This is a genomic window from Asticcacaulis sp. MM231 (assembly GCF_964186625.1).
Lineage (GTDB): Bacteria > Pseudomonadota > Alphaproteobacteria > Caulobacterales > Caulobacteraceae > Asticcacaulis.
Genome location: NZ_OZ075108.1, coordinates 1,748,763 through 1,774,324 on the forward strand (window position 1 = coordinate 1,748,763; position 25,562 = coordinate 1,774,324).

The following is a 25,562-nucleotide window of genomic DNA, read 5'->3' on the forward strand; positions in this document are numbered from 1 at the left end:
ATTTGGATATGAGGATTCGCTGTGAGCGATATTTTTGACGAAACAGAAGAAACCCTGCGCGCCGACAAATGGGCGACCATCGTCAAAAAAGGCTGGCCCTGGGTGGCTGGCGTTCTTGGCGGGGCCCTGATCATCGCGCTCGGCTTCTGGGGTTATGAAAGCTGGCAGGCCAGCGTGGCCGCCAACGCGTCGGAATCTTACGGCACTGCCATCGAGTCGATGGTCAAGGGCGACAAGGCCGTTGCCAAGACGGGCTTTGAAGCCACTGTGAAGGCGGGACATCCGGTCTACAAGGCCATGGCCCTGCAGCAATTGGCCGGTATCGCTCTCGAAGAAAACAACACTGCCGAAGCGATCAAGGATCTTGACCTGGCCGCAAGCGCCTCCAAGGTGCCCAATATCTCCGATGGCGCCGCTCTCAAGGCTGCCTTGCTGGAAATGGACTCGAAGCCTTTCGCCGACGTTGAAAAGCGCCTTACGCCCCTGACCAAGGAAGGTCGCCCTTATGCCGCCATGGCCAAGGAAGCCCTCGCCATGGCCAAGCTTCAGTCCGGCGACGTCAAGGGCGCGCGCAATGATCTGCAGGTCCTGTCGGTGACGCTCGGCACGCCCGATGGCGTCAAGCAGCGCGCGAGCGCCTTCGTGGCCGCCATTGATTCGGGCGCGATCGCTACCGCTCAGGCGATGATGAAGCAACCTGAAGCCGCCATGCCGGTGATGCCGCAAATTCAGGGCGCGCCGCAAATGCAACAAACGCCCGCGCAATAGGCTGCGCTTTAACCTCTCCGGCCCTGCGGGTCATATTGATATCTTGATTATGGAAAACGCGCTTATGAACTCGTCGAAGGTCCACGCCAAAGGTTTCGGGTCCAAGGTTTCCGGGCTGAAGGCCGCCAGTCTTGTCGCCCTGACCGCGGCGATCACATTGAGCGGCTGCGCCACAGTCGACAAGATGAACCCCTTCAAGGATCGCAACAGCGATCAGGGGGCCGTGGCCTCGCAAGGCCAGCGCATTTCCATCGTCGCCTTCGATCAGAAGCTGACACCGTCCAAGAGCCTCAAGGGCATTGGCTACTATCTGCCGGAGCCGGCTGCGGTGGCCAACTGGCCGGTGGCAGGCGGGCCTGACACGCTGGTTCAGAATGCTGATGCTGCCAAAAACTTCAAGGTGGCGTGGACCAAGTCGATCGGTGCGGCCAGCAAGGGCGGTAATCAGGTTCTGGCCCAGCCCGTATCTGACGGTCAGACCATCTACACGCTCGATGCCGAAGCCCGCGTTTCGGCCTTTGAGGTTGCCACCGGCCGTCAGGTGTGGAGCGTCGATCTCAACCCCAAGAACAAGCGCGACAAGACGGCCTTTGGTGGCGGTTTGGCGCTTTCCGACGGCAAGCTTTATGTAACCTCAGGCTTCCGTTTCGTTGAAGCGCTCGATGCCACGACCGGCGCGGAAATCTGGAAGAAGAACGTCGACACGCAGATTCACGCGGCCCCGACGGTGAATGCTACACATATCTTCGCCACCGATGTCGATAATCAGGTGTTCGCTTTCGACCGCACAACGGGTGAAATGGCCTGGACGTATCAGGCCATCGCCGAGCCGGCGCGCCTGCAAAAGTCTTCGACGCCGCTGGTGTCCGGCGATATCGTCTACACGCCTTTCTCGTCAGGTGAACTTGTGGCCTTGAGCACGACGACGGGGGATCCCGTCTGGCAGCAGGTGTTGGCGCAATCGAACCGAACCAATGCCCTGTCGGAAATCCGCGATATCTCCGGTCGTCCGGTGCTTTATAATGGTACCGTCTTTGCCGCCAGTCATTCCGGTGTCTTCCAGGCGATGGACGCGAAGACCGGCGTGCCGAAATGGAAGGTCGATACCGACAGCGTCAACACACCCTGGGTGGCCGGCGACGTCGTGTTTCTGGTCAGCCTGCAAGGTGAGCTTTTGTGTGTCAGCCGTGAAAGTGGCCAGATCTATTGGATCAAGGACATGAACGCCGGTATTCAGAAGACCAAGAAGGGCTTCTTAGGCCTGGGGCGTGAAAAAACCGTGGGTAAGCTGCCGCTCTGGTCAGGGCCTTTCATGGCGTCCAATCGTCTAGTGATGGTCAATTCACTGGGTGAGGCTGTGGCCTTTGATCCGAAGACCGGCGAGCGCCAGGAAACGATCAAGCTGGGCGATGCTGCTTATATCGCGCCGATCGCCGTGGGTGACAAACTGTTCGTCGTGACCAACGATGCCAAGCTGGTGGCCATCCACTAAAAGGGTGGCCATTCACTAAAGTGTGGTAATTCAGGCATTTTTCGCTATAAGGCGGCCATGCCTTTAAAAATTGCCATTGTCGGCCGCCCTAATGTCGGCAAATCGACCCTGTTTAACCGCCTCGCAGGCAAGAAGCTGGCCATCGTTGATGACCAGCCTGGTGTCACGCGTGACCGTCGCTATGCCACGGGCCGCATCGGTGACATCGATCTTGAATTGATCGATACTGCCGGTTTTGAAGATCTTGCCGATCTCAGTCTCGAAGCGCGTATGCGTTTGCAGACCGAAAAAGCCATCGAAGAGGCTGATGTTGCCTTCTTCGTGGTCGATTCGCGTGAAGGTGTTACGCCGCTCGACCGTATCTTCGCGCAGATCCTGCGCATGAAGGATACGCCGGTTCTGCTGATCGCCAACAAGGCCGAGGGCAAGGCCGGTATGTCTGGCGCTGCTGAAGCCTATCAGCTTGGCTTTGGCGAACCGCTACACCTTTCAGCCGAACATGGCGAAGGTATCGGCGAGCTTTATGATGAGGTCGAGAAGTTCCGTCAGCGCTTTGAAGGCGACTGGGTCGTTAATGAAGACGAATCGGAAGATGAGGACGACGAAACCAAGCCGATCCGTATCGCCATTATCGGCCGCCCGAACGCTGGTAAATCGACCCTGATCAACAAGTTGCTCGGCGAAGACCGCCTGCTGGTTGGCCCTGAGGCCGGTATCACGCGCAATTCGATCAGTGTGGACTGGGAATATGAAGGCCGCACAATTCGGCTGGTCGATACAGCGGGCTTGCGCCGTAAGGCGCGTGTGCAGGAGAAGCTGGAAAAGCTTTCCACCAGCGATACCATTCGCGCCATCACCTTCGCCGAAGTCGTCGTGCTGGTCATGGATGAGGCCAACGCCTTCGAAGTCCAGGATCTGCAAATTGCCGATCTAGTCGAACGCGAGGGCCGGGGGCTTGTCTACGCCGTTTCCAAGTGGGATCTGGTCGAGAACCCGCAATCGCGCCTGAACGAAATTCTTGAGGTCTCCGAGCGCATGTTGCCGCAACTGCGCGGCACGCCTCTGGTGACGCTCTCCGGCGCCACAGGCAAGGGGCTGGAACGCCTGATGCCGGCTGTGCTCAAGACCTATCGTAACTGGTCGGCCAAGATCAAGACGCGCGATCTTAACGACTGGCTGGCTCTGGCGATCCAGAGGCATCCGCCCCCCGCGGTCAGCGGCAAGCGCATCAAGCCAAAATACATGGCTCAGACCAAGGGGCGTCCGCCCACGTTCGTGCTGTTCGCGGCGCGTTCCTATGCCATGCCGGATCACTATACGCGCTATCTTATCAATAGCTTGCGTAAATCTTTTGACATGCCGGGTGTGCCGATCCGTCTGACAGTCAAGGCGAACTCGACCAGCAATCCGTTTGTCGATGGCGATACGTCGGATGGTGGCAAGCCGGCCGGTTTCAAGCGGGTCCGTGCCCAGCCGAAGTTCAAGCCCGGTGAAAAGCCGGCGCACCCTAATCGTGTCCGTCAAAAAGCTAAGGGGACTGTGGTAGCGGCACCGAAAGTCGCCGTGAAAACGCGTACAGAGGTCAGCAAGGCCAAGGCGGTCAAGGCGCGGGCCATGGGGCCGAGCACCAAGCCGGGCGCCGCAGGGCCGGGTGGGCGTGTCCGTGGCGCGCCGCCGGCACGCGGCAAGCCGGTGCCGAAAAAGAAGTAATAAAAAGCCTCCCCGGTATGCCGGGGAGGCTTTTTATCAGAGTTGTTCGAGAACCCGTGTGAGCTTGGCCAACATGGCGTCGATATCGCCAATGGTGACATCTAGCGGTGGTCGGAAGCGGATACTATCTGTGCCGGCGCCCAGCAGGAGCAGGTTTTCGCTCTCCAGCGCCAGATCGACCAGACGGCCTTTGTTGCGTTTCTCATTGACCGTGAAGCCCTGATAGAGCCCCAAGCCACGGACATTGCTGATCAAGTTCGGGAACTGCTCAACCAGTTGATTGAGACGATCGAACAGATAGCTGCCCTTGGCGGCGACGGCGTCGAGCAGGCCTTCGTCCTCAACAATCTGCCATTCCTGAACAAAGCGCACCATATCGGCCAGTGTGCCGCCCCAAGTCGAATCGAGAACGCCAATATCTTCCATCGGGTTCAACATGTAGACGGCGCCATTGCCGAATTTCTTGGCGACGGCGATGGCCTGCGGCGGATAGGGCACATCGAACAGATCGATCGAGAAGACAGCACCAGTCTGGCCACCGGAGGTTTGCACTTCATCAAGTCCCCAGCCAACATCGTACTGATGGCAGAGCTTTGACAGGCCTTGGTAAAAGCGCGGCAGGGCGAGGCGATGGCCGCCAGCACCTTGCAGGGGCTCCAGAATAACGCCGGCGATTTCATTCGGATGCTCGCGCATGAAGGCTTCGATCAGGGTCAGGCAGCGATCGGCCTCGCGCTCGTTCTCAGCGGTGGAGCGGCGCGCATCATATTCTGGGAACGGCACCTGAAGATTGCCGCTGATGATGCCGCGGAAATCCTTGGTGGCGACGGGATCGTGCGACAGTTCGGTAATGTTCAGCGCGAAGACCGTGCGACCGTGGAAGGCTTGCTCGAAATAGATGAAACGGCTGTTCCTGACGGTGTTGCCCTTGGCCTGCTGCTTATGATTATGCAGGTTGATGAGGTATTTCATCATGTTTTCGACCGCTTCAGCGCCCGAATTGACGGCGTAGACCTCGACATGCTGATCGCGCATGCAGACAGGCGCGAGGCGATGCAGCAAACGGTAATAGGCCAGGCACTGTGGTGTCAGAAAGTCAGGATTGGCCATCTTGTTGTTGGCCGCCAGCACCAACTCGCGTACATAGTCCGGCTCGAAAAGGCGCGGATGGTTATAGCCGAGCAGCTTTGAGCCATAGAGACCGCACCAGTCGATAATCTTGTCGCCATCCACCGTTGCCAGCGTCATGCCCTGACTGTTGGCCAGATCGACCACAAACGGGTACGGTTCGGCAATAACGTACTTGCCGAGTTCCTCTAGCATGGAGGCGCTTTGTGCTTTGGGATAGGCGGGGGGCGTGTGACTGTTCATGAAGCTATTTTTAACGCATTCAGGACAAATTAAAAGTAAATTTAGTCAAATTGTTTTGCATTCTGCGCAAATTGATAGCTTTGAGCTACAAAAAGAGCGCATCCTTCAGGATGCGCTCGTGTCAGCTATATCAGGCGATTGTTGCGGCTTGCGTTTTCCAGTTAGGAAAACTGACGGTTTCAAGCGGCGGCACCTTGCTGGCATCGGCCAGTTCGAGCATCAGGGGCACGATCTCATTGGGGTGCGGCAGGCTCTGCGGATCTTCGCCGGGATAGGCAGAGGCGCGCATCCGGGTGCGCATAGCGCCCGGGGATAGAATTGCAGCGCGAATAGGCGTGATCTCAACCTCATCCGCCCAGGCGCGTACAAGGGTTTCCATCGCGGCCTTCGTAGCGCCATAAGGGCCCCAGAAAGCGCGGCCAGCCGTCACGCTTTCGCTGGTGGTAAAGAAGATGGCGCGGCCGGCGGTCGATTGGCGCAACAGTGGCTCCAGCGCTCGCAACAAACGCCATGTGGCCGAAAGGTTGACGGTAACGATCTTGTCGAAATCCTTGGGCTCATGGTGCGTGACCGGAGACAAGGTGCCGGAAATAGCGGCGGCATGGACCACGACATCGATGCGACCGAAGCGCTCAAAAAGCACGGCACTCAGGCGCTCGAAAGCATCGCCATCGGTGATATCAAAGGGAATTAAGGTTGCGTGCTGGCCGGTGGCGGCGAAAATCTCGTCGTCGAGTTCTTCAAGACCGGCCTTGGAACGCGCGCAGGCGATAACCTGTGCGCCGTCCTTGGCCAGCCCCAGTGCGCAGGCACGACCAATGCCGCGTGAGGCCCCGGTGATCAGAGCGATACGGCCGGCTTGTGAAGTCATGAGAGCGTTCCATAAAAATATGACGCGCTTTCCATTTTAAAAGCGCGTCATACCTGTAGCGGATATCAGTGGCTGTTGGCCAGCAGCGAAAGCTGCGCGCCGGCGTTTTCACCCTCGGCCTGCGCGCCTTCACGGTCGGTCAGGCGGGTTGGGTATTCACCGGTGAAATAGTGATCGGTGAATTGCGGTTGCGCGTTGTTGCGACCATTAAGGCCCATGGCTTTGTAAAGACCATCGACCGACAGGAAGCCGAGGCTGTCGCATTCCAACTTCTGGCGCATTTCTTCCAGCGTGTGATTGGCGGCCAGCAGCTTTTCGCGGTCCGGCATGTCGATGCCGTAGAAATCGGGCCACATGATGGGCGGTGAGGCGGAACGCAGGTGGACTTCCTTGGCGCCGGCGGCACGAACCATGCGGACGATCTTGACCGAGGTGGTGCCGCGCACGATGGAGTTGTCGATCAGGATGACCTTCTTGCCTTCAAGCACGATGCGGTTGGGTGCATGCTTCTTGCGCACGCCGAGGTCGCGGATGCCTTGCGTCGGCTGTATAAAGGTGCGGCCGACATAATGGTTGCGGATAATGCCGAGTTCAAACGGCAGGCCCGATTGTTCGGCAAAACCGAGCGCGGCGGGCACGCCCGAATCCGGCACAGGCACGACGATATCGGCATCGGCGGGGTGCTCAATGGCAAGCTGGCGGCCCATGCGCTTGCGCACATCGTAGATCGACTTGCCGTTCACGACGCTGTCGGGGCGAGCGAAATAGATATATTCAAACAGGCACGGACGGGCGGATTTGACACCGAAAGGCTTGAACGAGGTCAGGCCATTTTCATCGATCTGTACCACTTCGCCATGCTCGACGTCGCGCACGAAGTTGGCGCCGATCATATCAAGCGCGCAGGTTTCGGAAGCGAAGACGTAGGATTCGCCAAGCTTGCCAATAACCAGCGGACGGATTCCGAGCGGATCACGTGCGCCGATCAGCATGCTCTTGGTCAGGGCCACCAGCGCGAATCCGCCTTCGATGTGACGCAGGGCGTCCATGAAGCGATCGATGATCTTGAGCGAGCGCGAACGGGCGATCAGATGCAAAATGACCTCCGAATTGGAGGTCGACTGGAAGATGGAACCTTCGCTGACCAGTTTGGTGCGCAGGTGCATGAAGTTGGTGAGATTGCCGTTGTGGGCGATGGCGATGCCACCGTCATCCAGATCGGCGAACATCGGCTGGATGTTGCGGATGAAGGCGCCGCCGGCTGTTGAATAACGTGTGTGGCCGATGGCGGCGCGGCCTTTGAGGCGGCTGACGATCTCGGGCTGCGTGAAGACATCACCGACAAGGCCGTGTTCGCGTTCGGTATAGAAGCGCTTGCCATCGCAGGAGGCGATGCCGCAGGCCTCTTCGCCGCGGTGTTGCAGGGCGTGCATGCCCAGAACCGTAATGGCGCTGGCGTCATCGATGCCGTAAACGCCGAACACGCCGCATTCCAGGCGGGGGCGGTCGTCTTCGGAATCGCGCAGATGGGCTTGAGGATCGGTGAGAGCAGACAGTTCAGGCTGAGACAACAGCATGGAATCTCTTTTCTAAAACGCAGTGACCGTCCGCAGGGGGAGACCGGAGGGTCAGATTACTTCTGGTTTTCAACCACCCGATTGGCCGCACTCGTACCCGTGGGGACGAAGGCCTGGATGATTTTGGCGCATTTGACGCTCAACGGGTAGATCTTCGCGCCGCGGAACCAGTTGGGTTGCCGGTCAATAGGCGTGACCAGCGAAAAAAGCAAATGGAATACGCCCAAAACGACCAGTGTACGGAAGATTCCGATGCCGACACCCAGAACGCGATCGAAGGTATTGAGTGCCTTCTGTTTCTGCACCTTGTCCGAGAGCGCATGGCCCAGGTAGCGGATGCCGAAATAGATCATCAGGAAAATGATGAAGGCGCCAAGGTAGGCGGTTATGGTGTCGAGATGGAAGGTTTTGGCGAGAAAGGGTTGAGACATAAAGGAAATGAACATCGCCAGAAAGAAGGAGATCAGGTTGACCAACTCCTTGGTGGCGCCGCGCACGGCGCCTGCGAAACACGATATGGCCAGGAGGGCCAGAAAGATGAAATCGTAGGCTTCCATGTTATCCCCCATATGTGATGGCCGCCGCCATTTTCCAGTCCTGTGCGCATTTTTAATAAAAACGTGGGCGATCGCCATGTCAATAAACGACTGGAACAGTCTTATTCATAGCATCGGCAGGCTGCGTTAACAATATAGCTTAACCCTGAGCATCAGGCGGTCTGGGGGAAAAGTCCGGTTACGGCATCGACGAGGGTGGTATAACCGCGCACCTGAACAGGCGCATTTTCGGCAACCGATTGGGCGGTGACGGCACTGGAAAAGCCCAGTTTCAGCGCTTCCTTAAGGCGTCCTTCAGCGCGGGAGACCGAGCGAATATCACCGGACAGGCTGATCTCGCCAAACACCACGCAATCGCGCGGCAAGGGCTGATCCGTCAGGGCCGAAACAAGCGCCAGAGCGGCGCAGAGATCCCCGGCCGGCTCGGAAATGCGCAAGCCACCGGCGACATTGAGATAAACATCTTTCTGGCCGAAGCCTACGCCACAGCGTGATTCCAGCACGGCCAGGATCATGGCCAACCGACCGGAATCCCAGCCGACGACGGCGCGGCGTGGCGTGCCGTAGGCCGAGGGGGCCACCAGGGCCTGAACCTCGACCAGAACGGGCCGCGAGCCTTCGATTCCGGCGAAAACCGCCGAGCCCGAAGCGCGTTCGTGACCATCGCCGAGGAACAGAGCGGAAGGATTGGGCACTTCGCGCAGGCCGGCATCGCCCATCTCGAACACCCCGATCTCGTCGGTGGCGCCGAAACGGTTCTTGGTGCCGCGCAGGATGCGGAACGGATAGCCGCGCTCGCCTTCAAACGACAGGACGGCATCGACCATGTGCTCGACCACACGCGGACCGGCGATCTGGCCTTCCTTGGTGACGTGGCCGACCATAATAATGGAGGTCGATCGCTTCTTGGCCAGCCGCACCAGTTCGCCGGCACAGGCGCGCACCTGTGATACCGAACCTTGCGCGGCCTCGACCGCATCCGACCACAGGGTCTGAATGGAATCGATGATGACCAGATCAAACTTTTCGCGTTTCAGCGATTCCAGAATGGTGCGCAGGGCGGTTTCGGCGGCCAGATTAACCGGCGCCTTGGAAAGCCCCATGCGTGAGGCGCGGCCACGAATTTGCTCAACGGCTTCCTCACCAGAAATATAGGCCACTTTCAGGTTTTTAAGCGCGGCATTGGCAGCGACTTGCAAAAGAAGGGTCGATTTGCCAACGCCGGGATCGCCGGCAATCAGGATGGCTGAACCCGGCACGACACCACCGCCGCACACGCGATCGAATTCCTCGATCCCCGTCACCATGCGGACGGGTATGGCGTCTTCGCTTTCAAGCGTTTCAAATTGGAGTTTGTTCAGGCGCGAGATTTTGCCGGCGACTTCCGGCTTTAGCCCACCCGGTGGCGCGCTAGAGGCTTCCTGCACCAAGGTATTCCACTGGCCGCAGCCGCTGCACTGACCCGCCCATTTGTTATGGACGTTGCCGCAGGACTGACAGACATAGATGGCGGAATCGCGGGCCATGACACACTCATATGAAGTTATTTGTTCTTCATATGTTCCAATTTTGTGCCCGTGTCAATGAAGACTATTCGTAATTGCTCTCATATAGGTGGCTATTCGCCAGGTTTCCAAAGCGCACCGTGTTGGCGTCGAAGGAGACGCGGACGGTGCCGATCGGGCCGTGGCGCTGCTTGCCGATAATGACTTCGGCGACGTTACGCGTACGATCCATGTCTTCCTGCCAGGTCAGGTGTTCCGGTGTGCCTTCGCGTGGTTCGGCGCGTCCAAGGTAATAGCTTTCACGATAAACGAACATCACGATATCGGCGTCCTGCTCGATCGAGCCGGATTCGCGCAGGTCGGAGAGTTGCGGGCGTTTATCGTCGCGGCTTTCGACCTGACGTGACAACTGGGAGAGGGCGATGACCGGTATGGCCAGTTCCTTAGCGAGGGTTTTCAGGCCCATGGTGATGGTAGAAACTTCCTGCACGCGGTTCATGGTGGAATTGCCGATGGTGACGAGCTGGAGGTAGTCGACGATTAGACAATCAAGTCCGGAGGTGCGCTTCAGGCGGCGGGCGCGGGCGGTCAGCTTAGCGAGCGTGATGCCGCCGGTGTCATCGATATAAAGCGGGCACGCGCTGATCTCCATGGCGGCCTCCTTGATCTGCATGAATTCGCCGGGATTGATCTCGCCTTTGCGGATCTTGTCGGAGGGCACGCCCGACGCATCGGAGAGCAGACGGCCAGCCAACTGGTCGGCGGACATTTCGAGCGAGTAGAAGGCAACGACGCCGCCGCGCACGGTTTTGCGCGTACCGTCCGGTTGCGGCTCGTAAGCGTAATTCTTGGCGATATTCATGGCGATGTTGGTCGCCAGAGCGGTTTTCCCCATCGAGGGGCGTCCGGCCAGGATGATCAGGTCGGACTTGTGCAGACCGCCGATCTGCTTGTCGAGATCGGTCAAACCTGTGGAAACACCGGCAAGACCGCCATCGCGGTGGAAAGCTTCTTCGGCGTGATTGAGTGCGCCGGCGACGGCATCAGAGAAGCTGACGAAGCCGGTCGAGGAACTGCCGGATTCCGCCATCGAAAACAGTTGCAATTCAGCGGCTTCGATCTGTTCGCGGGCATCCTGTTCACCAATGGCCGACTTGGCGATTTCACCACCGAGACGGATCAGTTCGCGGCGCAGGGCCAGGTCGTAGATGACGCGGGCGTAGTCATTGGCATTGGCGGCCGGCGGGGCGCGATCGACGAGATCGGCGAAATAGCGAATGCCGCCGAGATCCTGAAAGGCCTGGTCTGCCTTGAATTTATCCAGCAAAACAATCGGTTCTGCCAAGTGGCCGACGCGGATCTGCTCTTCGATCACAGCAAAAAGGCGCTGGTGGAAAGGCTCATAAAAGTGGCGCGGTTGCAGGCCGTCGTACAGTCGCTCATAGGCGCCATTGTCGAACAGCAGGCAGCCCAACAGGGCCTGTTCCGCTTCAAGGTTGTGCGGAATGGTGGAGGGCGCTTCGGAAGCGGCGTGGGGCGGGGAAAGGGTATCAGGCATGGCGGGCATTAAGAGAGTTAAGACAGGAAAGGCAAGGGCTGTCCCGGCAAATTCTCCGGCCGCTAACAGCTATCCACTTAAGGCCTTTTCACAGCCTGTGAACTATGGGGATAGAATCTTGTCATGATAGAATGAAAAACCCCTCGCTGGCGAATTCTGCGAGGGGAATTTAGCTGCCGAAATCTCAACATAGTCTGTCACGATTCCGGGTGAAGGGCCTGTGGCCCTTCTACCAGGTTTGGCTGAGTTTGGCGTAGAGATACCGGCCGTTGAAGCCGAACGGTGAGAAGCGGGTGAAGGCCAGCGCGCCAACACCGTTGCCGCTGGTGACGTTCAGGTCCGCGCGGGTCTTGTTCGGATATTCATCGAAGAGATTGTCCGCCCCCAGCGTGACCGTGGTGCCAGTGCCGAAGCGATAGCTGGCCGACAGGTCGACAAGCGTGTGGTCGCCGGAATGAATATCCTTGGCGATGTCGGCATTGGGGTCGATGACATCACCATAATAGGTGGCGCGGCCATTGACGATCCATTGCCCCTTCGTCCAGTCGACGGCCAGCGTCGCCTTATCTTCGGGCGATGAGTTGGTCAGGATGACCTGACGCACGCGGGCGAAGAGAACCGGTTGCGGATTAAGCGGCGAATTATCGAGCGCGTTTAGGCTGTCGATCTCGGTCTCGTTGTGGTTATAGGCCAGCGAGATATTGAAGCGTCCGAAATCGGTTGGCAGGCGATAATTGGCGACCAGATCGAGGCCATTGGTCGTGGTGTCGGCGCCATTGATAAAGAAGCGCGCGGCTGAGACACCATAAGGCGCCAATAGAGTAGCGACCTGAGGGGAGAAACTCCTGGAGATATTCTCGGACAACAGAATGCGATCTTCGATCTTGATGCTGTAGGCATCGAGTGTCACTTCAAACGGACCGCTGTGCCAGACGCCGCCCAGGGTGTAGTTGGTCGATTTTTCCGCCTTCAAAGGCTCGGCGCCCAGAGCGATGGCGACATTGCTGGTGGCCGGGAAGGTGCCGGTTTCGACAATCTTGCCGACGCTGCCGCTGGTATCGAGAACGCTGGCGGTCGAGGTGAAGTATTGCTGTGCCAGGGAGGGCGCGCGGAAGCCGGTGGAGACCGATCCGCGAACGGCAAAACTGTCGGTCAGCTTGTAACGGGCCGCCAGCTTGCCGGAGACATTATCGCCGAAATCGGAATAGTTTTCAGCGCGGATGGCGGCGTCGAAGCTGAAGCGGTCGGTGACGTCGGCCGCGACATCGGCATAGACGCCGATATTGTTGCGGTCTTCATTGACGACATTGCTGGGCTGGAAACCGCCGAAGCCTTGCGCGCCGGCCAATTTCGTGGTGAGCGGGCCAAGCGCATAGGATTGCACGTCGCCGGCCTTGATTTCATAGGTTTCCTGGCGTGCTTCGAGACCGAGCGCGAGGGTCAGCGGACTGGCCCAGCCAGAGATGGCAAACGGACGGCTGATATCCGCATTGAAAACGGTCTGGTCGTACTTTAGCTGGCCATCGTAGAAATCACGTTGCGAGGCGGCGCCGTAGGATGGGCTGATGCTATTGAGCGTGTAATAGTCGAGCTTGTTGCCGCCTGCGCTTAAGGAAAAATCGCTGGTCCATTCACCGAGATTGCCACGTACGCCGACTGCGGCTGAATAGTCCTTCGACTGGGCGTTAATGATCGGCAGGAAACCGAAGGGGTAGACCTCGGATACATTGCCGGAAGCATCGGCATGGCGGAAGAAGGCCGCGCTCTTGGAGTCGAGGTCGGATAGGCTGGCATTGCCATAAAGTGTCCAGTTGTCATTCAGCGGTTTGCCAGCGTTGACGAAGAAACTGTAGCTCGATTGGGCAGGATCGCCATAGCGGCTGGTGACGACGGCCGGGGAGACAAGGGCGTCGATATCGCCGCGCGAGGTTGGATTGCGGCGGCGGGTTTCACCGGAAATCGTCAGGAAGCCATCGGAGCCGAGCGGCAGACCGACCCAGCCGGAAACATTGGTCGTACCGCCATCGGAGGCGTGGCGTGATGAGTTGGCGGCCTTGATGTCGGTATCGTATTCGCCGTAGGAAACGCTCAGCCCGCCGCCGTGATTGGCTTCGCGCAGGTGCAGGTTGATGACGCCGGCGATAGCGTCAGAGCCATATTGCGCCGAGGCGCCATCGCGCAGAACTTCGAGACGGTCAAGCGCGGCTTCCGGAATAGCGTTGAGGTCGACCGCGGAGGATCCGCGACCGGTGGCGCCATTGACGTTGACCAGCGCCGAACTGTGGCGACGCTTGCCATTGACCAGAACCAGGGTCTGATCGGGCGACAGGCCGCGCAAGGACGCCGGGCGGACATTATCAGTGCCATCAACGCCGGCAGGGCGCGGGAAGTTCAGGCTGGGCGTTACGCGCGACAGACCTTGCGCCAGTTCGGTTGAGCCCTGAGCGGCCAGGCTGGCGGCGGTAATCACGTCGACCGGTGCCAGTGTATCGAGGCGGGAGCGCTTGCTGGCGCGCTGGCCGGTGACGACGACCTGTGTGGGCTCGTCCGCGGCGGCAGCCGGCTCGGCATCCTGGGCGAAGGTCTGAGTGGTCAAAACGGCCGAGAGGGACAGGACAAGAGCGGTCGTTACATAGAGACGTTTGGACATGCGGTACTCCTTTTCGTGTCTGAGGCGAAATTTTCGGCTCAGTTTTCATGTGCTGAGACACAATTGGTCCCATTGCCGACATATTTAAAGGGGAGTGCAGCGCAATATATGGTGAGGTTATGGGTTAGAAAAACTAATCTATTTTATGGAATTTGAAGCTAGTGAGTTAAAATACATGATTTATATCAATGGCTTTTCAAAGTGTTATGAGCTGAAAAATGTAAGGCTGGATGTGAATCTCTAACGAGCTTATCCCGATTGTAAGTGTGGCGCCTCATTCGATGCAAGTCTGAAGCAGACAAGAAAAACCCTCAAAGACAAGGTCTTCGAGGGTTCTAAACTTTGAAGTCATAAGGACCGAGGTCTTTAAGCTTAGGCCGTTTGCAGGTTGGTCGCCGAGGACTTACCTTTTTCGGTCGTCACTTCGTAGCTGATCTTTTGGTTTTCGTTCAGCGTGCGCAGACCAGCGCGTTCAACGGCCGAAATGTGGACGAACACGTCCGCACCGCCCGTATCGGGTTGAATGAAACCAAAGCCTTTAGTGGGGTTGAACCACTTAACCGTACCAGTTGCCATGATGGCCTCCGTTTAGTAATCGCACCTCGGGTGCATGAAGTACGCATGGAATTACGCGAACTTTAAATCCGAAAAGAGTGCGTCTTGGGAGCATGCCAAAAAGGCGGTCGTGCAAGTCAAACTTGAATCTCGAATGACCTGAACATACCTCTTTTCTAAGTAAAAGCAAGGCTGATCGAATTTAAGCTATAAACTGACTGTGATCGCCCTGTTACCAGGCAAAGAAAAACCCTCGCGGCTCAAGCCAGCGAGGGTTGATCTTTGATGCCTGCACCAAACATCTTGCGACGTTTGGTTTTAGCGCCTTACGCTTCGTAAGGTGCGTTCTGCATGGCTTCACCGGCGCCGCCTTCGAGCATATCGGCAGCGGCTTCTTCAGCAGCAACGCGATCTTCTTCGAATTGGGAAGCGATGATGTTTTCGCCGGAAGCCTGACGATCGGCTTCGTCCTGCGAGCGTGCCACGTTGACCGTGATGGTCAGCGAGACTTCTGCGTGCAGGCGCACGGTGATGTTGTGCAGGCCGAGCGTCTTGATCGGCGTATTCAGAACGATCTGATTACGCTCAACCTTGGCGCCGGCTTCTGCAACAGCATCCGCAACGTCACGGGCATTGACCGAGCCGTAAAGCTGACCTGAGTCACCCGCCTGGCGGATGATGACATAGGTCGTGCCGTCCAGTTCAGAACCGGCCTTTTCGGCGGCGGCCTTGTTGGCGGCGTTACGGGCGACGATCTGATCCTTCTGGGCCTCGAAGACCTTCAGGTTGGCAGAGGTGGCGCGCAGGGCCTTGTGGCGCGGCAGCAGGAAGTTACGGGCAAAGCCGTCCTTCACGCCAACAACGTCACCGATGGAGCCGAGATTTTCAACTCGTTCTAACAAAACTACTTTCATGGTTCCTGCTCCTTACTTCACAACGTAGGGCAGCAGGGCCAGGAAGCGGGCGCGCTTGATGGCCTTGGCCAGTTCGCGTTGCTTCTTTTGGCTGACAGCCGTGATGCGCGAAGGGACGATCTTGCCGCGTTCCGAGATGTAACGTTGCAGGAGCTTGACGTCCTTATAGTCGATCTTCGGTGAACCAGCACCGGAGAACGGGCACACCTTGCGGCGGCGGAAGAAAGGACGACGGGCGGGACCGTTGCCGACGGGGGCGCCGGGGGCGGTGGAGGTGGTTGCTTCTTCAGACATCTGGTGCTCCCTTATTCTGCGAAGTCAGGCGTGCGTTCGCCACGTTCCGGACGATCGGAACGCTCAGGGCGGTCACGACGCGACAGAACGGGGGACAGTTCGAGGTCGAGCTCTTCGACGCGGACGGTCAGGAAGCGGATGACATCTTCGTTGATCGAGAGCTGGCGTTCCATTTCCTTGACGGCCGGGGCCGGTGCGTCGATGGCCAGCAAGGAATAGTGCGCCTTGCGGTTCTTCTTGACGCGGTAGGTCAGGTTGCGCAGACCCCAATATTCGATCTTGGCGATGTGTCCACCACCTTCTTCGATCAGGTTCTTGATGATGTCGTTGAGAGCTTCCGCCTGTTGAGGCGAAATATCTTGCCGTGCGAGCACGGTGTGTTCGTAAAAGGCCATTGATATCCTCTTCCGGTAATGAAAGGTGGCGCGGCTTTGAGCGGAAGTCTCAAGGCTTTGATGGATCAGGCACAGCACAATGCTGGCTGACCACCCTTCGGGGGAGCGCTCTCATAAACGAGGATTGTAAAAAAGGCAATAGCAACATCTTTGCGCTCAAGCCGCGCGGGCTTACGCGCAAACGTGCGCGGCGGCCAGTTGGCCTTGCCAAATCCAAAATGGATTTGGAGAAGCGCTGTTTCAGCCCTATTTCATCGCCTTAACAGCCGTCAACAGCGTGCTGACATGCGTCGCGGCGTCGCCATCGTCATGCACAAAAGCAACCTTGCCGTCAGTGCCGATAATGTAGGAAATGCGGTTCGACATATTCATGGCGCCCATCTTGGCGTCATAGGCGCTGGTCACCTTTGCCTTGGTGTCGGAGCCTACGGGGAACTTGCCCTGGCAGCTTTCCTTGGAAAACTTCTGCAAGGTGGCGATATCGTCGGTCGAAATGCCGATCACCGAAACATTATGCGCCTGGAATTCAGGAATGGCTTCGGAGAACTGGTGTGCTTCCAGCGAGCAGCCGCCGGTAAAGGCCTTGGGGTAAAAATAAACGACAACCGGGCCCTTTTTCAACGCATCTTTAATCGAGAAGGTGCTGACGGCGCCATCGGTGGCGGCGGGCAGATGGAACACCGGTGCCTTATCACCTACCTTGAGAGCGGCGAAGGCGGGGGAGGCAAGGACAAGGCCAAGAGCGGCAAGACCGAGAGCGATTTTTTTCATAAGCGTATCTCCTGTAGCGTGAACGTTAAGCCTTATACGTTCGCATCACAAGTCTGGTTACACTTATGCTGGCGGATTATGTTGCAGCATAAATCCAACCATGGAATCTACGGTTTGAATACGTGTGGGTTCACGCGACATCCAGTGATCTTCCTGCTTGAGCTGGATCAGTTCGACGGTTTTTCCGGCTTTTTTCATGGCATCATATATGCGCGTGCTTTGATCATAGGGTACGACGGTATCGTCCTTGCCGTGGATAAGCAGTACCGGCACGTTTATGGCGTCAACATGTTTGATCGGCGAAATATCATTCCAGCCACCTTCATCGCCCAGATACCTGTTCCAATAGCGCATGCCGTAGCCATCGCCATCGAAACCGGTGCGTTCACGATAATAGGCCATGAAGGCTTTGATGTCGGAAATACCGGCCAGTGAAACGGCGCAGTTATAAATTCCCGGATCAAGGCTCACGCCGGCCAGTGCCGCGTAGCCGCCATAGGAGCCTCCGAAGATCGAGACCTTTGTGGGATCGACTATCCCTTTTGCCACAAGATCACGCACACCGTCCGACAGGTCGGTTTGCATCTTGCGTCCATACTCGCCATAGCCGCGCGCCGTGTAATCCCGTCCGTAACCGCTAGAGCCACGGTAATCCGGTTGCATGACCGCGTAGCCGCGTGAGGCCAGCGCCTGCGATAAAAAGTCGAAGGAGCCGTCTTCGTTCGATTCGGGACCGCCATGAGGCAGGGCGACGAGCGCCAGCTTTTTTGCATCGCGATCCACCGGCAGGGTGAGCCACGATGGTATGACCAGGCCATCGGCAGCCTTATAGTTGTAGTGTTTTTTCTCAGAGACCCATTCCGGCGGCAGGTCCGGATAGGCCTGACCAATTTCTTTATAGCCCCCTTTGCGGAAGTCGATGGCGTAATAGGTGCCGGAATTGCCTTCGCCTTCGACAAAGATAAGCACATGCAACGGATCTTCAGATGTGCTCATCAGATCGGCGCGTATGTCGCCGACAGCTTTTTTGACCAGTTTGGGCAACTGGGCCATGACCGGATCATAAAAAGTGTAGTTGGCAATGCCGGCTGTATTAGAAAAGCGCTGCCAGCGCGAAGGTGGTTGGATAGAATATCGGGCTGTTAACATTGCCATTAATATCCAGCGGCGGGCTGATAACGCCTTCCGGGCTCACCTCGACATAGCTGTTTTGTAGCTCTCCGCTGCGCATATAAAGCAGGACCGAGCGTCCGTCACGACCCAAGCCACATAAAGTCGGCGTGTCGAGGTCCATCTTGACCTCATATATGATCTTCCAACCTTTTTCCGACTCGTAACGTAATGTCCAGAGGTGAGTGTCATCATCATATTCCGAACGCGCGATGACTTTTCCATCCGGGGAGATAACCCAGTCATTGATATCGTTTAAGTCCTCGTCAAGTCGGCGCGACCGCGAACTGCCAGGATCAAAAGCGAAAAGGCATTTGTTCAGATTGGCTGAAAATGTCGCGGCGCTGCCTTGAGAACCCGACATGTTAACGGCGTCAGGCGCCTTGTATCCGGCCGCCGTCATGAAATATTTTCCATCCATTTTGATGCGGTAAAAGCTGCCAAAGACCTGAGCGTAGTTGACGCCGCTGACGTAGGAATACATCTGTATGCGTTTATTAGCGTGAACGTCCAACATAAGGCCGAACCATTCTTCAAAGAGTGTGCCGGCATCTTTGCGTGTGACCGATGTCACGACCAGAATTCGATCGTTATCTGCCCACATCAGATCGCGTATCTTGTCGCTTTCAATCGCTGCCGCCGCCGTCTTGCCTGTAACCAGATTGACATCATAGATGACAAGCTCTTGCGGTTTGTTCATGACCAGAGCGACGCGGGTGCCATCCGGAGAAAGCGCTACCTTGCTGACAAGGGGCAACTTGCCATACACCCCAAGGGGCGGTGGAACCGGATCGCCTTCTGCTGCCCAGGCTATGGCTGGAAAACCGCCTTCGAGAATAACCTGAGTGGCGGTTGCGGCGCCGAGCGCTGTCAACAGATTGCGTCGTGAAAATGTAGTGTGTGTCATGATTGTCCCCCGGCACGAATTGGCTTATTTCGCCTTTTCTCTATTTGAATGAGAATATGTGCAAGGCTGACCTCACGCAAAAGTTTAAAAGCGTGATGGCTTACTTTAAGATTGTAACCTGGCGCTTGCTCTCATTGCAGCTTTGTCCTAACGAAGGCGCACATTAATGACGCGAAAGGCCAGATTTCCATGACATTAGCATTTGTTTTTCCCGGGCAGGGATCTCAGGCAGTCGGCATGGGCGCTGAACTTTTTGATACCTTCGCCACCGCGCGCGATGTGTTCAACGAGGTCGATGAGGCGCTGGGCCAGAAGCTGTTCGCCATCATGCGTGATGGTCCGGAAGACCAGTTGACCCTGACCGAAAACGCTCAGCCGGCCATTATGGCCGTTTCGGTGGCGGTATCGCGCGTTCTGGAAAAAGACTTCGGCATCAGTTGTGCGGCGGCGAAATATGTCGCCGGTCATAGCCTTGGCGAATATTCGGCTCACGCCGCGGCGGGCACCTTTTCGCTGGCGGATACGGCGCGTTTGCTAAAACTGCGCGGTCAGGCGATGCAACGCGCTACGCCGTTGGGCGTGGGCGCTATGGCTGCCCTGATCGGCAAGGCCGACCTGGCGCTGGCCGAAGCCGCTTGCGAAGCCGGTTCTGCGGCGGGCGTGGTCGTCATCGCCAATGATAACAATGCCGGTCAGATCGTTATTTCCGGCGTTAAGCAGGCGGTGGAGCTGGCGGTCGAAAAGGCCAAGGAACTGGGCGCCAAGGGCATGTTGCTCAATGTGTCGGCGCCCTTCCATTCGCCGCTGATGGAACCGGCCGCCGAGGAAATGCGTGAGGCGCTGGCCAAGGTGACCATCAACCCGCCGGCTTCGATCTTGGTGGCGAATGTCACCGCCGCGCCGGTTACCGACACGTCTCAAATTACCGATCTTTTAGTGCGTCAGGTCACGGGCCGGGTGCGGTGGCGTGAGTCGGTGCAATGGCTGGCAGCCAAAGAATCGGAAAATGGTGGTGGCGTGACCACTTTCGCCGAACTGGGCGCTGGCAAGGTGCTGACCGGCATGTCCAAGCGCATCGCGCCGGAGGCGGTTTCGGTAGCCCTGAATGGTGCGGCAGATTTTGAAGCCTTTGCCGCTTCGCTCAAGGCCTAAAAGACATTCTGCTTGATCCATCAGACGCTTTCGCCTAAACCGCGCGGCCAATAGATATAGCTTCTTAGGATTAGTCCATGTTCGATCTGACCGGAAAAACCGCCCTGGTGACAGGCGCCACGGGCGGCCTTGGCGCCGCCATCGCGCGCTCATTGCACGCGCAGGGCGCCAAGGTTGTGCTGTCCGGCACACGCGAAAGCGTTCTGGCCGAACTGGCGGCTGAGCTTGGCGCCAAAAGAGCTGACAGTGCTTTTATTGCTGCCGCCAATCTGTCCGATGCCGCTCAGGTCGATGGCCTTGTGGCCAAGGCGGAAGCAGCCGCAGGCTCCGGCCTTGATATCCTGATCGCCAATGCCGGCATCACCCGTGATGGCCTGATCCTGCGTATGAAGGATGAAGACTGGGAAACGGTCATTAAGGTCAATCTGGAAGCCTATTTCCGTCTGGCGCGTGCCGCCACCAAGGGTATGATGAAGCGCCGCCACGGTCGCATCATCGGCATCACGTCGATCGTCGGCGTCACCGGCAATCCGGGGCAGACCAACTATGCCGCTTCCAAGGCTGGCATGATTGGTTTTTCCAAGGCTCTTGCGCAAGAGGTTGCCAGTCGCAATATAACGGTCAACTGTATCGCGCCTGGTTTTATCGCCTCGCCCATGACGGATGAGCTTAACGAAGCCCAGCGCGCAGCCATCCTGGCCAAGATTCCTGCGGGAGCCCTTGGCGAAGGCAGTGATATTGCTGCCGCCGCTGTCTATCTGGCCAGTGTCGAGGCGGGTTACGTCACGGGTCAGACGCTTCACGTCAACGGCGGCATGGCGATGATCTGATTGCTACCCACAGGGTTAGGTGCTTTTGTGTTTGCTAAGAGTGTGCTAGGCAACGCTTTAATGTCTTGAATCGCATGAAATGTGTGCCTACAAGACAAGTCTGGATTTTATCCTCCCCTTGGACCCAATGGTCTCGGGTCTTAAGCTGTATATTTCTGAAGGGACAATAAATGTCTGAAGTTCTTGAACGTGTTCGTAAGATCGTGATCGACCATCTGGATGCTGATCCGGACAAGGTCACGGAAAAGGCGAGCTTTATCGACGATCTGGAAGCCGACAGCCTCGACATCGTGGAACTGGTTATGGCTTTCGAAGAAGAATTCGATATCGAAATCCCGGACAACTCGGCTGAGCACATCCTGACCGTGGGCGACGCTGTCTCCTACATCGATGGCAAGCTGAAGTCCTAAGCCTTAAAGCTTGGCTGGAGCGCGGTTTCAGGCCCCTTGTTTTAGGGGTTTGGCCGCGCTCAGTTGTTTTTAGAGTATCACGAAGGATAGATTGCCTATGGTGCGCCGCGTCGTCATTACCGGTCTGGGTCTGGTTTCACCTCTGGGTAACGGAGTGGAAATCTCATGGAAACGCCTGTTAGAGGGCAAGTCCGGCGCCGGTCCGATCACCGCTTTCGATACCACGGACTATGCCTGCACGGTCGCCTGTGAAGTGCCGAGCGTCGATGGACGTGGCGGTGGCGGCCCTGATATCGAAGGCTCTTTCGATCCCTCGCTGGTGCTCTCCAACAAAGAGCGTCGCAAGGTCGACGACTTTATCCTTTACGCCATCGCAGCGGCCGACGAAGCCCTGAAGGACGCCAACTGGCATCCCGAAACCGAAGAGGACCAGGAACGCACCGGCACCATGATCGGCTCCGGCATCGGTGGCCTTGGCATCATCGCCTCGACCGCGCTGGAACTGCATGAAAAGGGCCCCAAGCGGATATCCCCCTTCTTCATTCCCTCATCACTGATCAATCTGGCCTCGGGTCAGGTCTCCATCCGCCATGGCCTCAAAGGCCCGAACCATTCCGTCGTCACGGCCTGCGCCACAGGCGCTCACGCCATCGGCGACGCGGCCCGACTGATCATGTACGGCGATGCCGATGTCATGGTAGCCGGCGGCGCGGAATCGGCCATTGTGCCGGTGGGCATTGCAGGCTTCATCGCCTGCCGCGCCCTGTGCACCTCCTTTAACGACACGCCTGAAAAGGCCTCGCGTCCTTATGACAAGGACCGTGACGGTTTCGTTATGGGCGAGGGCGCCGGCATCGTTGTTCTGGAAGAATACGAACACGCCAAGGCGCGCGGGGCCAAGATCTATGCCGAAATCCTGGGCTACGGCCTGACCGGCGACGCTTACCACATCACCGCGCCATCCGAGACCGGCGACGGCGGTTATCGCGCCATGGTGATGGCGGCGAAAAACGGCAATATTGACCCGACCACCATCGACTATGTCAATTCGCACGGCACCTCGACCATGGCGGATGGCATCGAACTGAAGGCAATCGAGAAGTTCCTCGGCGCACGTGCCGCCACCGGCACCGTGTCTTCCACCAAGTCGGCCATTGGTCACTTGCTGGGCGGCGCCGGCGCTGTTGAGGCCATTTTCTGCGCCCTGGCCATTCGTGACCAGATCGCGCCGCCGACCATCAATCTTGACAATCCGGACGTGGACACCCCCATCGATCTCGTGCCCAACAAGGCCAAGCCGATGAAGATCAAGACGGTGCTTTCCAACAGCTTCGGCTTCGGCGGCACCAATGCCGCGCTCATCATGGGTGCGGTCGAGGGATGATCAGACTGACCGGCAAAGGGCCAGACTCTTCCGGGCGCAGGTCAATATTGGCCCCGCTCGCGGGACTGACCGCCGGTTTTATGCTGTTGCTGTTCGCGACAGGCCTGTTTATTTCCGCCCAGATGTTCGGCCCCGGCCCCAAGGTGCTCACACAGGTGACCTTCGCGCCGGGCATGAGCGTTACCGCCATGGGGCGTGAACTGGAAAGGAAGGGCGTCATCCATTCCGCCGTCATGTTCAGACTGGTGGCGAAATTTCGCGGCCGTCAGAGCGCCATGAAGGCCGGCACCTATGACTTTCCGGCCGGCATCTCGATGGTCAACGCCCTGAAACAGATCGAGGAAGGCCGGGTCGTCCAGACCTATGTCACCATTCCCGAAGGCAAGACCTCGGCGCAGGTCGTTCGCATCCTGATGGCGACCAAGGCCCTTACGGGCGATATCGACGTGCCGCCGGAAGGCTCCATCCTGCCGGAGACATATCTCTATCAGCCCGGCGAAACGCGCCAGGCGGTATTGGATCGTATGCTGGAAGCTGGCCGTGACACGCTGAATGCGCTGTGGCTGAAGCGCGCACCTGGCCTGCCTTTCGCCAGCAAGGAAGACGCGCTGATCATGGCGTCGATCGTCGAGCGCGAAACGGGCCTGGCCTCCGAACGTCCGCGTGTAGCGGCCGTGTTTATCAACCGTTTGCGCAGTGGTATCCGGCTCGGTTCCGACCCGACGGTGATTTACGGCATTTCGCACGGTGAACCGCTTGGCCGTGGTCTGCTCAAGAGCGAGATCGAAACCCCGACGCCGTGGAATACCTATCTGATTGACAAATTGCCGGTGACACCGATCGCCAATCCGGGCAAGGCGTCGCTCCAGGCCACGCTTAATCCGGCCAAGACGCAGGATCTGTATTTTGTGGCTGATGGCTCCGGCGGGCACGTTTTCGCGACGTCGTACGAGGAGCATCTGCTCAATGTCGCCAAGTGGCGTGCCATGGAAGCGCAGGTCAATGTTTACAGTTCGTCGGCGTCTTCTGAGGCCTCGGTGGCGCCTTCGGGTGACAAGACGCCTGAGGTTACGCCTCTAGCGGTGCGCCTGAGTAACAAACGCTGATTTTAGCCTGATTTTTGGGAGCTTGCGATGAGCCTTGCCAGTATGACCGGCTTTGCCCGCTTTGAAGGCAGCCATGACAGCCTCGCCTGGACGCTGGAAATGCGCAGTGTTAACGGGCGCAGCCTTGATATCAAATACCGTTTTCCGCAAGGCTTCGAGGCCGTGGAAAAGGCAGGGCGTGATCTTGCCAAGGGCCGCTTTCATCGCGGTCAGATGAACCTGACGGTTTCGGTGAGCAGTGCCGCAGCCAAGGCCGGCGTGACGCTCAACAAAGACGTGCTCGACGTCTATCTCCAGGCCAGCCGCGCCCTGATTGATGCCGGTGAGGCGGTGACGCCTAGTGTAGATGGCCTGCTGGCCCTGCGTGGTGTTATCGAGATCGCCGGCGATGAACGCGCCGAGCTATCCCCAGAGGCAGAAGGCGCCTTGGCCGCTGATATGGCCGTGTTGTTCGATCGCCTGCGTGAGGCGCGCGACAGCGAGGGACGGGCGCTGGAAGGCATCCTCAGGGGCCATCTGATCACTATGGCGGCCTGTGTCGAGCGCGCGCGGTCCTTGGCCGATCAACAGGTTGAGGCCATTCGCGAGCGCTTTACGCGCCGTCTGAATGAGTTGTTGCCGGAACAGCAGGACTTTCAGGAGCGCGTATTGCAGGAAGCGGCGCTTCTGGCCACCAAGGCCGATGTCCGCGAGGAGCTTGACCGCCTGACATCGCACGTCGAGCAGGCGCATCAACTGATCGACGACGAGCAGGCGCCGGGCCGCAAGCTCGACTTCCTGGCGCAGGAATTCATGCGTGAAGCCAATACCTTATGCTCGAAATCGGCCTTTATAGAATTGACCCAGACCGGCCTTGAGCTTAAAGCCGTGATCGATCAGTTCCGCGAACAAACGCAAAATGTGGAGTAGGCGATGCCAAACACTGAAACGACCGGCACGCAACGCATAAAGCGCGGTCTCATGCTTATCGTCTCGTCACCTTCGGGAGCTGGCAAGACATCGCTATGCCGCCGCCTGATGGCCGATCACGCCGATCTCGACCTCTCGACCTCTGTGACGACACGCAAACCGCGTCCGGGCGAGCAGGAGGGGCGTGAGTACCACTTCATCGATGACGCGCGCATGGACAAGCTGGTGAAGGAAGATGCCTTCCTGGAGCACGCTGCTGTGCATGATCATCGCTACGGTTCCTTGCGTGAACCGGTCGAGCGCGCCCTGTCGCAGGGGCAGAATGTCCTGTTCGATATTGATTGGCAAGGTGCGCAGCGTATCTCGGCCAAGGCGCCTTCGGATGTGGTGCGGATCTTCATTCTGCCGCCGTCGATGGTAGAATTGAAACGCCGCCTGATCGCCCGTGCGCAGGATGAGATGGCGGTGATCGAACGCCGCCTGCAACGCGCCAAGGGCGAGATTTCGCATTGGGCGGAATACGATTATGTCATCCTGAATGACGATTTCGACCGCTCTTACGCCGAGCTTGTCCACATCTATCATGCCGAGGTGGCGCGCCGTTCGCGCGGCTTGTGGATTGCGCCCTTCGTTGATGAATTGATGTCTGAGTTCTATCTAATGGGGCGTGGGGGCCGTGACCCCACAAACCTTGCCTGGCTTCAAA

General features: G+C 57.9%; 23 protein-coding genes and 1 pseudogene. 10 read left to right on the forward strand and 14 right to left on the reverse strand.

Features of this window, described 5'->3' with window-relative positions; genetic code table 11:
- Nucleotides 1-21: 21 nt before the first annotated feature.
- From ABQ278_RS08600 to der, 3 genes are read left to right on the forward strand one after another with little or no spacing between them, the layout of a single operon-like run.
- The gene (locus tag ABQ278_RS08600) at nt 22-768 is read left to right on the forward strand and encodes a tetratricopeptide repeat protein (RefSeq protein ID WP_349319250.1); all 747 of its coding nucleotides are present in this window, start codon (nt 22-24) and stop codon (nt 766-768) included.
- Between the two features lie 49 nt (nt 769-817).
- Nucleotides 818-2,260, forward strand: coding sequence for a PQQ-binding-like beta-propeller repeat protein (locus ABQ278_RS08605; RefSeq protein ID WP_349319251.1), 1,443 nt, complete (start codon nt 818-820; stop codon nt 2,258-2,260).
- A gap of 57 nt (nt 2,261-2,317) precedes the next feature.
- Nucleotides 2,318-3,970, forward strand: coding sequence for a ribosome biogenesis GTPase Der (gene der, locus ABQ278_RS08610; RefSeq protein WP_349319252.1), 1,653 nt, complete (start codon nt 2,318-2,320; stop codon nt 3,968-3,970).
- Between the two features lie 36 nt (nt 3,971-4,006).
- Here the strand turns inward: der and ABQ278_RS08615 are convergent, their stop codons facing one another.
- From ABQ278_RS08615 to ABQ278_RS08680, 14 genes are all read right to left on the reverse strand, one after another.
- Nucleotides 4,007-5,341: an aminotransferase class III-fold pyridoxal phosphate-dependent enzyme gene (locus ABQ278_RS08615; protein ID WP_349319253.1), complete on the reverse strand. Its 1,335-nt coding sequence runs from the start codon at nt 5,339-5,341 to the stop codon at nt 4,007-4,009.
- A 130-nt stretch (nt 5,342-5,471) separates the two neighbouring features.
- Nucleotides 5,472-6,212 carry an SDR family NAD(P)-dependent oxidoreductase gene (locus ABQ278_RS08620; RefSeq protein WP_349319254.1) on the reverse strand — a complete coding sequence of 247 codons (741 nt, stop codon included), beginning with the start codon at nt 6,210-6,212 and terminating at the stop codon, nt 5,472-5,474.
- Nucleotides 6,213-6,277: 65 nt separating this feature from the next.
- Entirely contained in the window at nt 6,278-7,789 is a 1,512-nt protein-coding gene (purF, locus tag ABQ278_RS08625) for an amidophosphoribosyltransferase (protein ID WP_349319255.1), read from the reverse strand.
- A 56-nt stretch (nt 7,790-7,845) separates the two neighbouring features.
- Entirely contained in the window at nt 7,846-8,346 is a 501-nt protein-coding gene (locus ABQ278_RS08630; protein WP_349319256.1) for a CvpA family protein, read from the reverse strand.
- Between the two features lie 152 nt (nt 8,347-8,498).
- Nucleotides 8,499-9,872, reverse strand: a complete 1,374-nt coding sequence (gene radA, locus ABQ278_RS08635; protein ID WP_349319257.1) for a DNA repair protein RadA — start codon at nt 9,870-9,872, stop codon at nt 8,499-8,501.
- 64 nt (nt 9,873-9,936) lie between these two features.
- Nucleotides 9,937-11,409 carry a replicative DNA helicase gene (locus ABQ278_RS08640; protein ID WP_349319258.1) on the reverse strand — a complete coding sequence of 491 codons (1,473 nt, stop codon included), beginning with the start codon at nt 11,407-11,409 and terminating at the stop codon, nt 9,937-9,939.
- A 229-nt stretch (nt 11,410-11,638) separates the two neighbouring features.
- Nucleotides 11,639-14,059, reverse strand: coding sequence for a TonB-dependent receptor (locus ABQ278_RS08645; protein ID WP_349319259.1), 2,421 nt, complete (start codon nt 14,057-14,059; stop codon nt 11,639-11,641).
- A gap of 372 nt (nt 14,060-14,431) precedes the next feature.
- Nucleotides 14,432-14,635 (reverse strand): cold-shock protein, encoded by a 204-nt coding sequence (locus ABQ278_RS08650; RefSeq protein WP_018080021.1) that lies wholly within the window; start codon nt 14,633-14,635, stop codon nt 14,432-14,434.
- A gap of 305 nt (nt 14,636-14,940) precedes the next feature.
- On the reverse strand, nt 14,941-15,528 hold the full coding sequence (gene rplI, locus ABQ278_RS08655) for a 50S ribosomal protein L9 (protein WP_018080022.1): 588 nt from the start codon (nt 15,526-15,528) through the stop codon (nt 14,941-14,943).
- A 12-nt stretch (nt 15,529-15,540) separates the two neighbouring features.
- Nucleotides 15,541-15,822 carry a 30S ribosomal protein S18 gene (gene rpsR, locus ABQ278_RS08660; RefSeq protein ID WP_018080023.1) on the reverse strand — a complete coding sequence of 94 codons (282 nt, stop codon included), beginning with the start codon at nt 15,820-15,822 and terminating at the stop codon, nt 15,541-15,543.
- Between the two features lie 11 nt (nt 15,823-15,833).
- Nucleotides 15,834-16,217, reverse strand: coding sequence for a 30S ribosomal protein S6 (gene rpsF / locus ABQ278_RS08665; RefSeq protein WP_018080024.1), 384 nt, complete (start codon nt 16,215-16,217; stop codon nt 15,834-15,836).
- Nucleotides 16,218-16,463: 246 nt separating this feature from the next.
- Entirely contained in the window at nt 16,464-16,988 is a 525-nt protein-coding gene (locus tag ABQ278_RS08670) for a peroxiredoxin (protein ID WP_349319260.1), read from the reverse strand.
- 63 nt (nt 16,989-17,051) lie between these two features.
- Entirely contained in the window at nt 17,052-18,041 is a 990-nt protein-coding gene (locus tag ABQ278_RS08675; RefSeq protein WP_349319261.1) for an alpha/beta fold hydrolase, read from the reverse strand.
- A 40-nt stretch (nt 18,042-18,081) separates the two neighbouring features.
- Nucleotides 18,082-19,032: a hypothetical protein gene (locus ABQ278_RS08680; RefSeq protein ID WP_349319262.1), complete on the reverse strand. Its 951-nt coding sequence runs from the start codon at nt 19,030-19,032 to the stop codon at nt 18,082-18,084.
- Nucleotides 19,033-19,254: 222 nt separating this feature from the next.
- Here ABQ278_RS08680 and fabD point away from each other — a divergent pair, with 222 nt between their 5' ends.
- The 7 genes and pseudogenes from fabD to gmk form a co-directional block, all read left to right on the forward strand.
- Complete coding sequence (gene fabD / locus ABQ278_RS08685) at nt 19,255-20,217, forward strand: ACP S-malonyltransferase (protein ID WP_349319263.1); 963 nt, start codon at nt 19,255-19,257, stop codon at nt 20,215-20,217.
- 77 nt (nt 20,218-20,294) lie between these two features.
- The gene (gene fabG, locus ABQ278_RS08690; protein WP_349319264.1) at nt 20,295-21,047 is read left to right on the forward strand and encodes a 3-oxoacyl-[acyl-carrier-protein] reductase; all 753 of its coding nucleotides are present in this window, start codon (nt 20,295-20,297) and stop codon (nt 21,045-21,047) included.
- Between the two features lie 170 nt (nt 21,048-21,217).
- Nucleotides 21,218-21,457 carry an acyl carrier protein gene (locus ABQ278_RS08695; protein WP_349319265.1) on the forward strand — a complete coding sequence of 80 codons (240 nt, stop codon included), beginning with the start codon at nt 21,218-21,220 and terminating at the stop codon, nt 21,455-21,457.
- Nucleotides 21,458-21,557: 100 nt separating this feature from the next.
- Entirely contained in the window at nt 21,558-22,841 is a 1,284-nt protein-coding gene (gene fabF, locus ABQ278_RS08700) for a beta-ketoacyl-ACP synthase II (protein WP_349322131.1), read from the forward strand.
- Nucleotides 22,842-22,888: 47 nt separating this feature from the next.
- Nucleotides 22,889-23,947, forward strand: coding sequence for an endolytic transglycosylase MltG (mltG, locus tag ABQ278_RS08705; protein ID WP_349319266.1), 1,059 nt, complete (start codon nt 22,889-22,891; stop codon nt 23,945-23,947).
- Between the two features lie 27 nt (nt 23,948-23,974).
- Nucleotides 23,975-24,856: a YicC/YloC family endoribonuclease gene (locus ABQ278_RS08710; protein ID WP_349319267.1), complete on the forward strand. Its 882-nt coding sequence runs from the start codon at nt 23,975-23,977 to the stop codon at nt 24,854-24,856.
- Nucleotides 24,857-24,859: 3 nt separating this feature from the next.
- A pseudogene (gene gmk, locus ABQ278_RS08715) lies at nt 24,860-25,507 on the forward strand (guanylate kinase); the annotation flags it as partial.
- Nucleotides 25,508-25,562 lie beyond the last annotated feature (55 nt).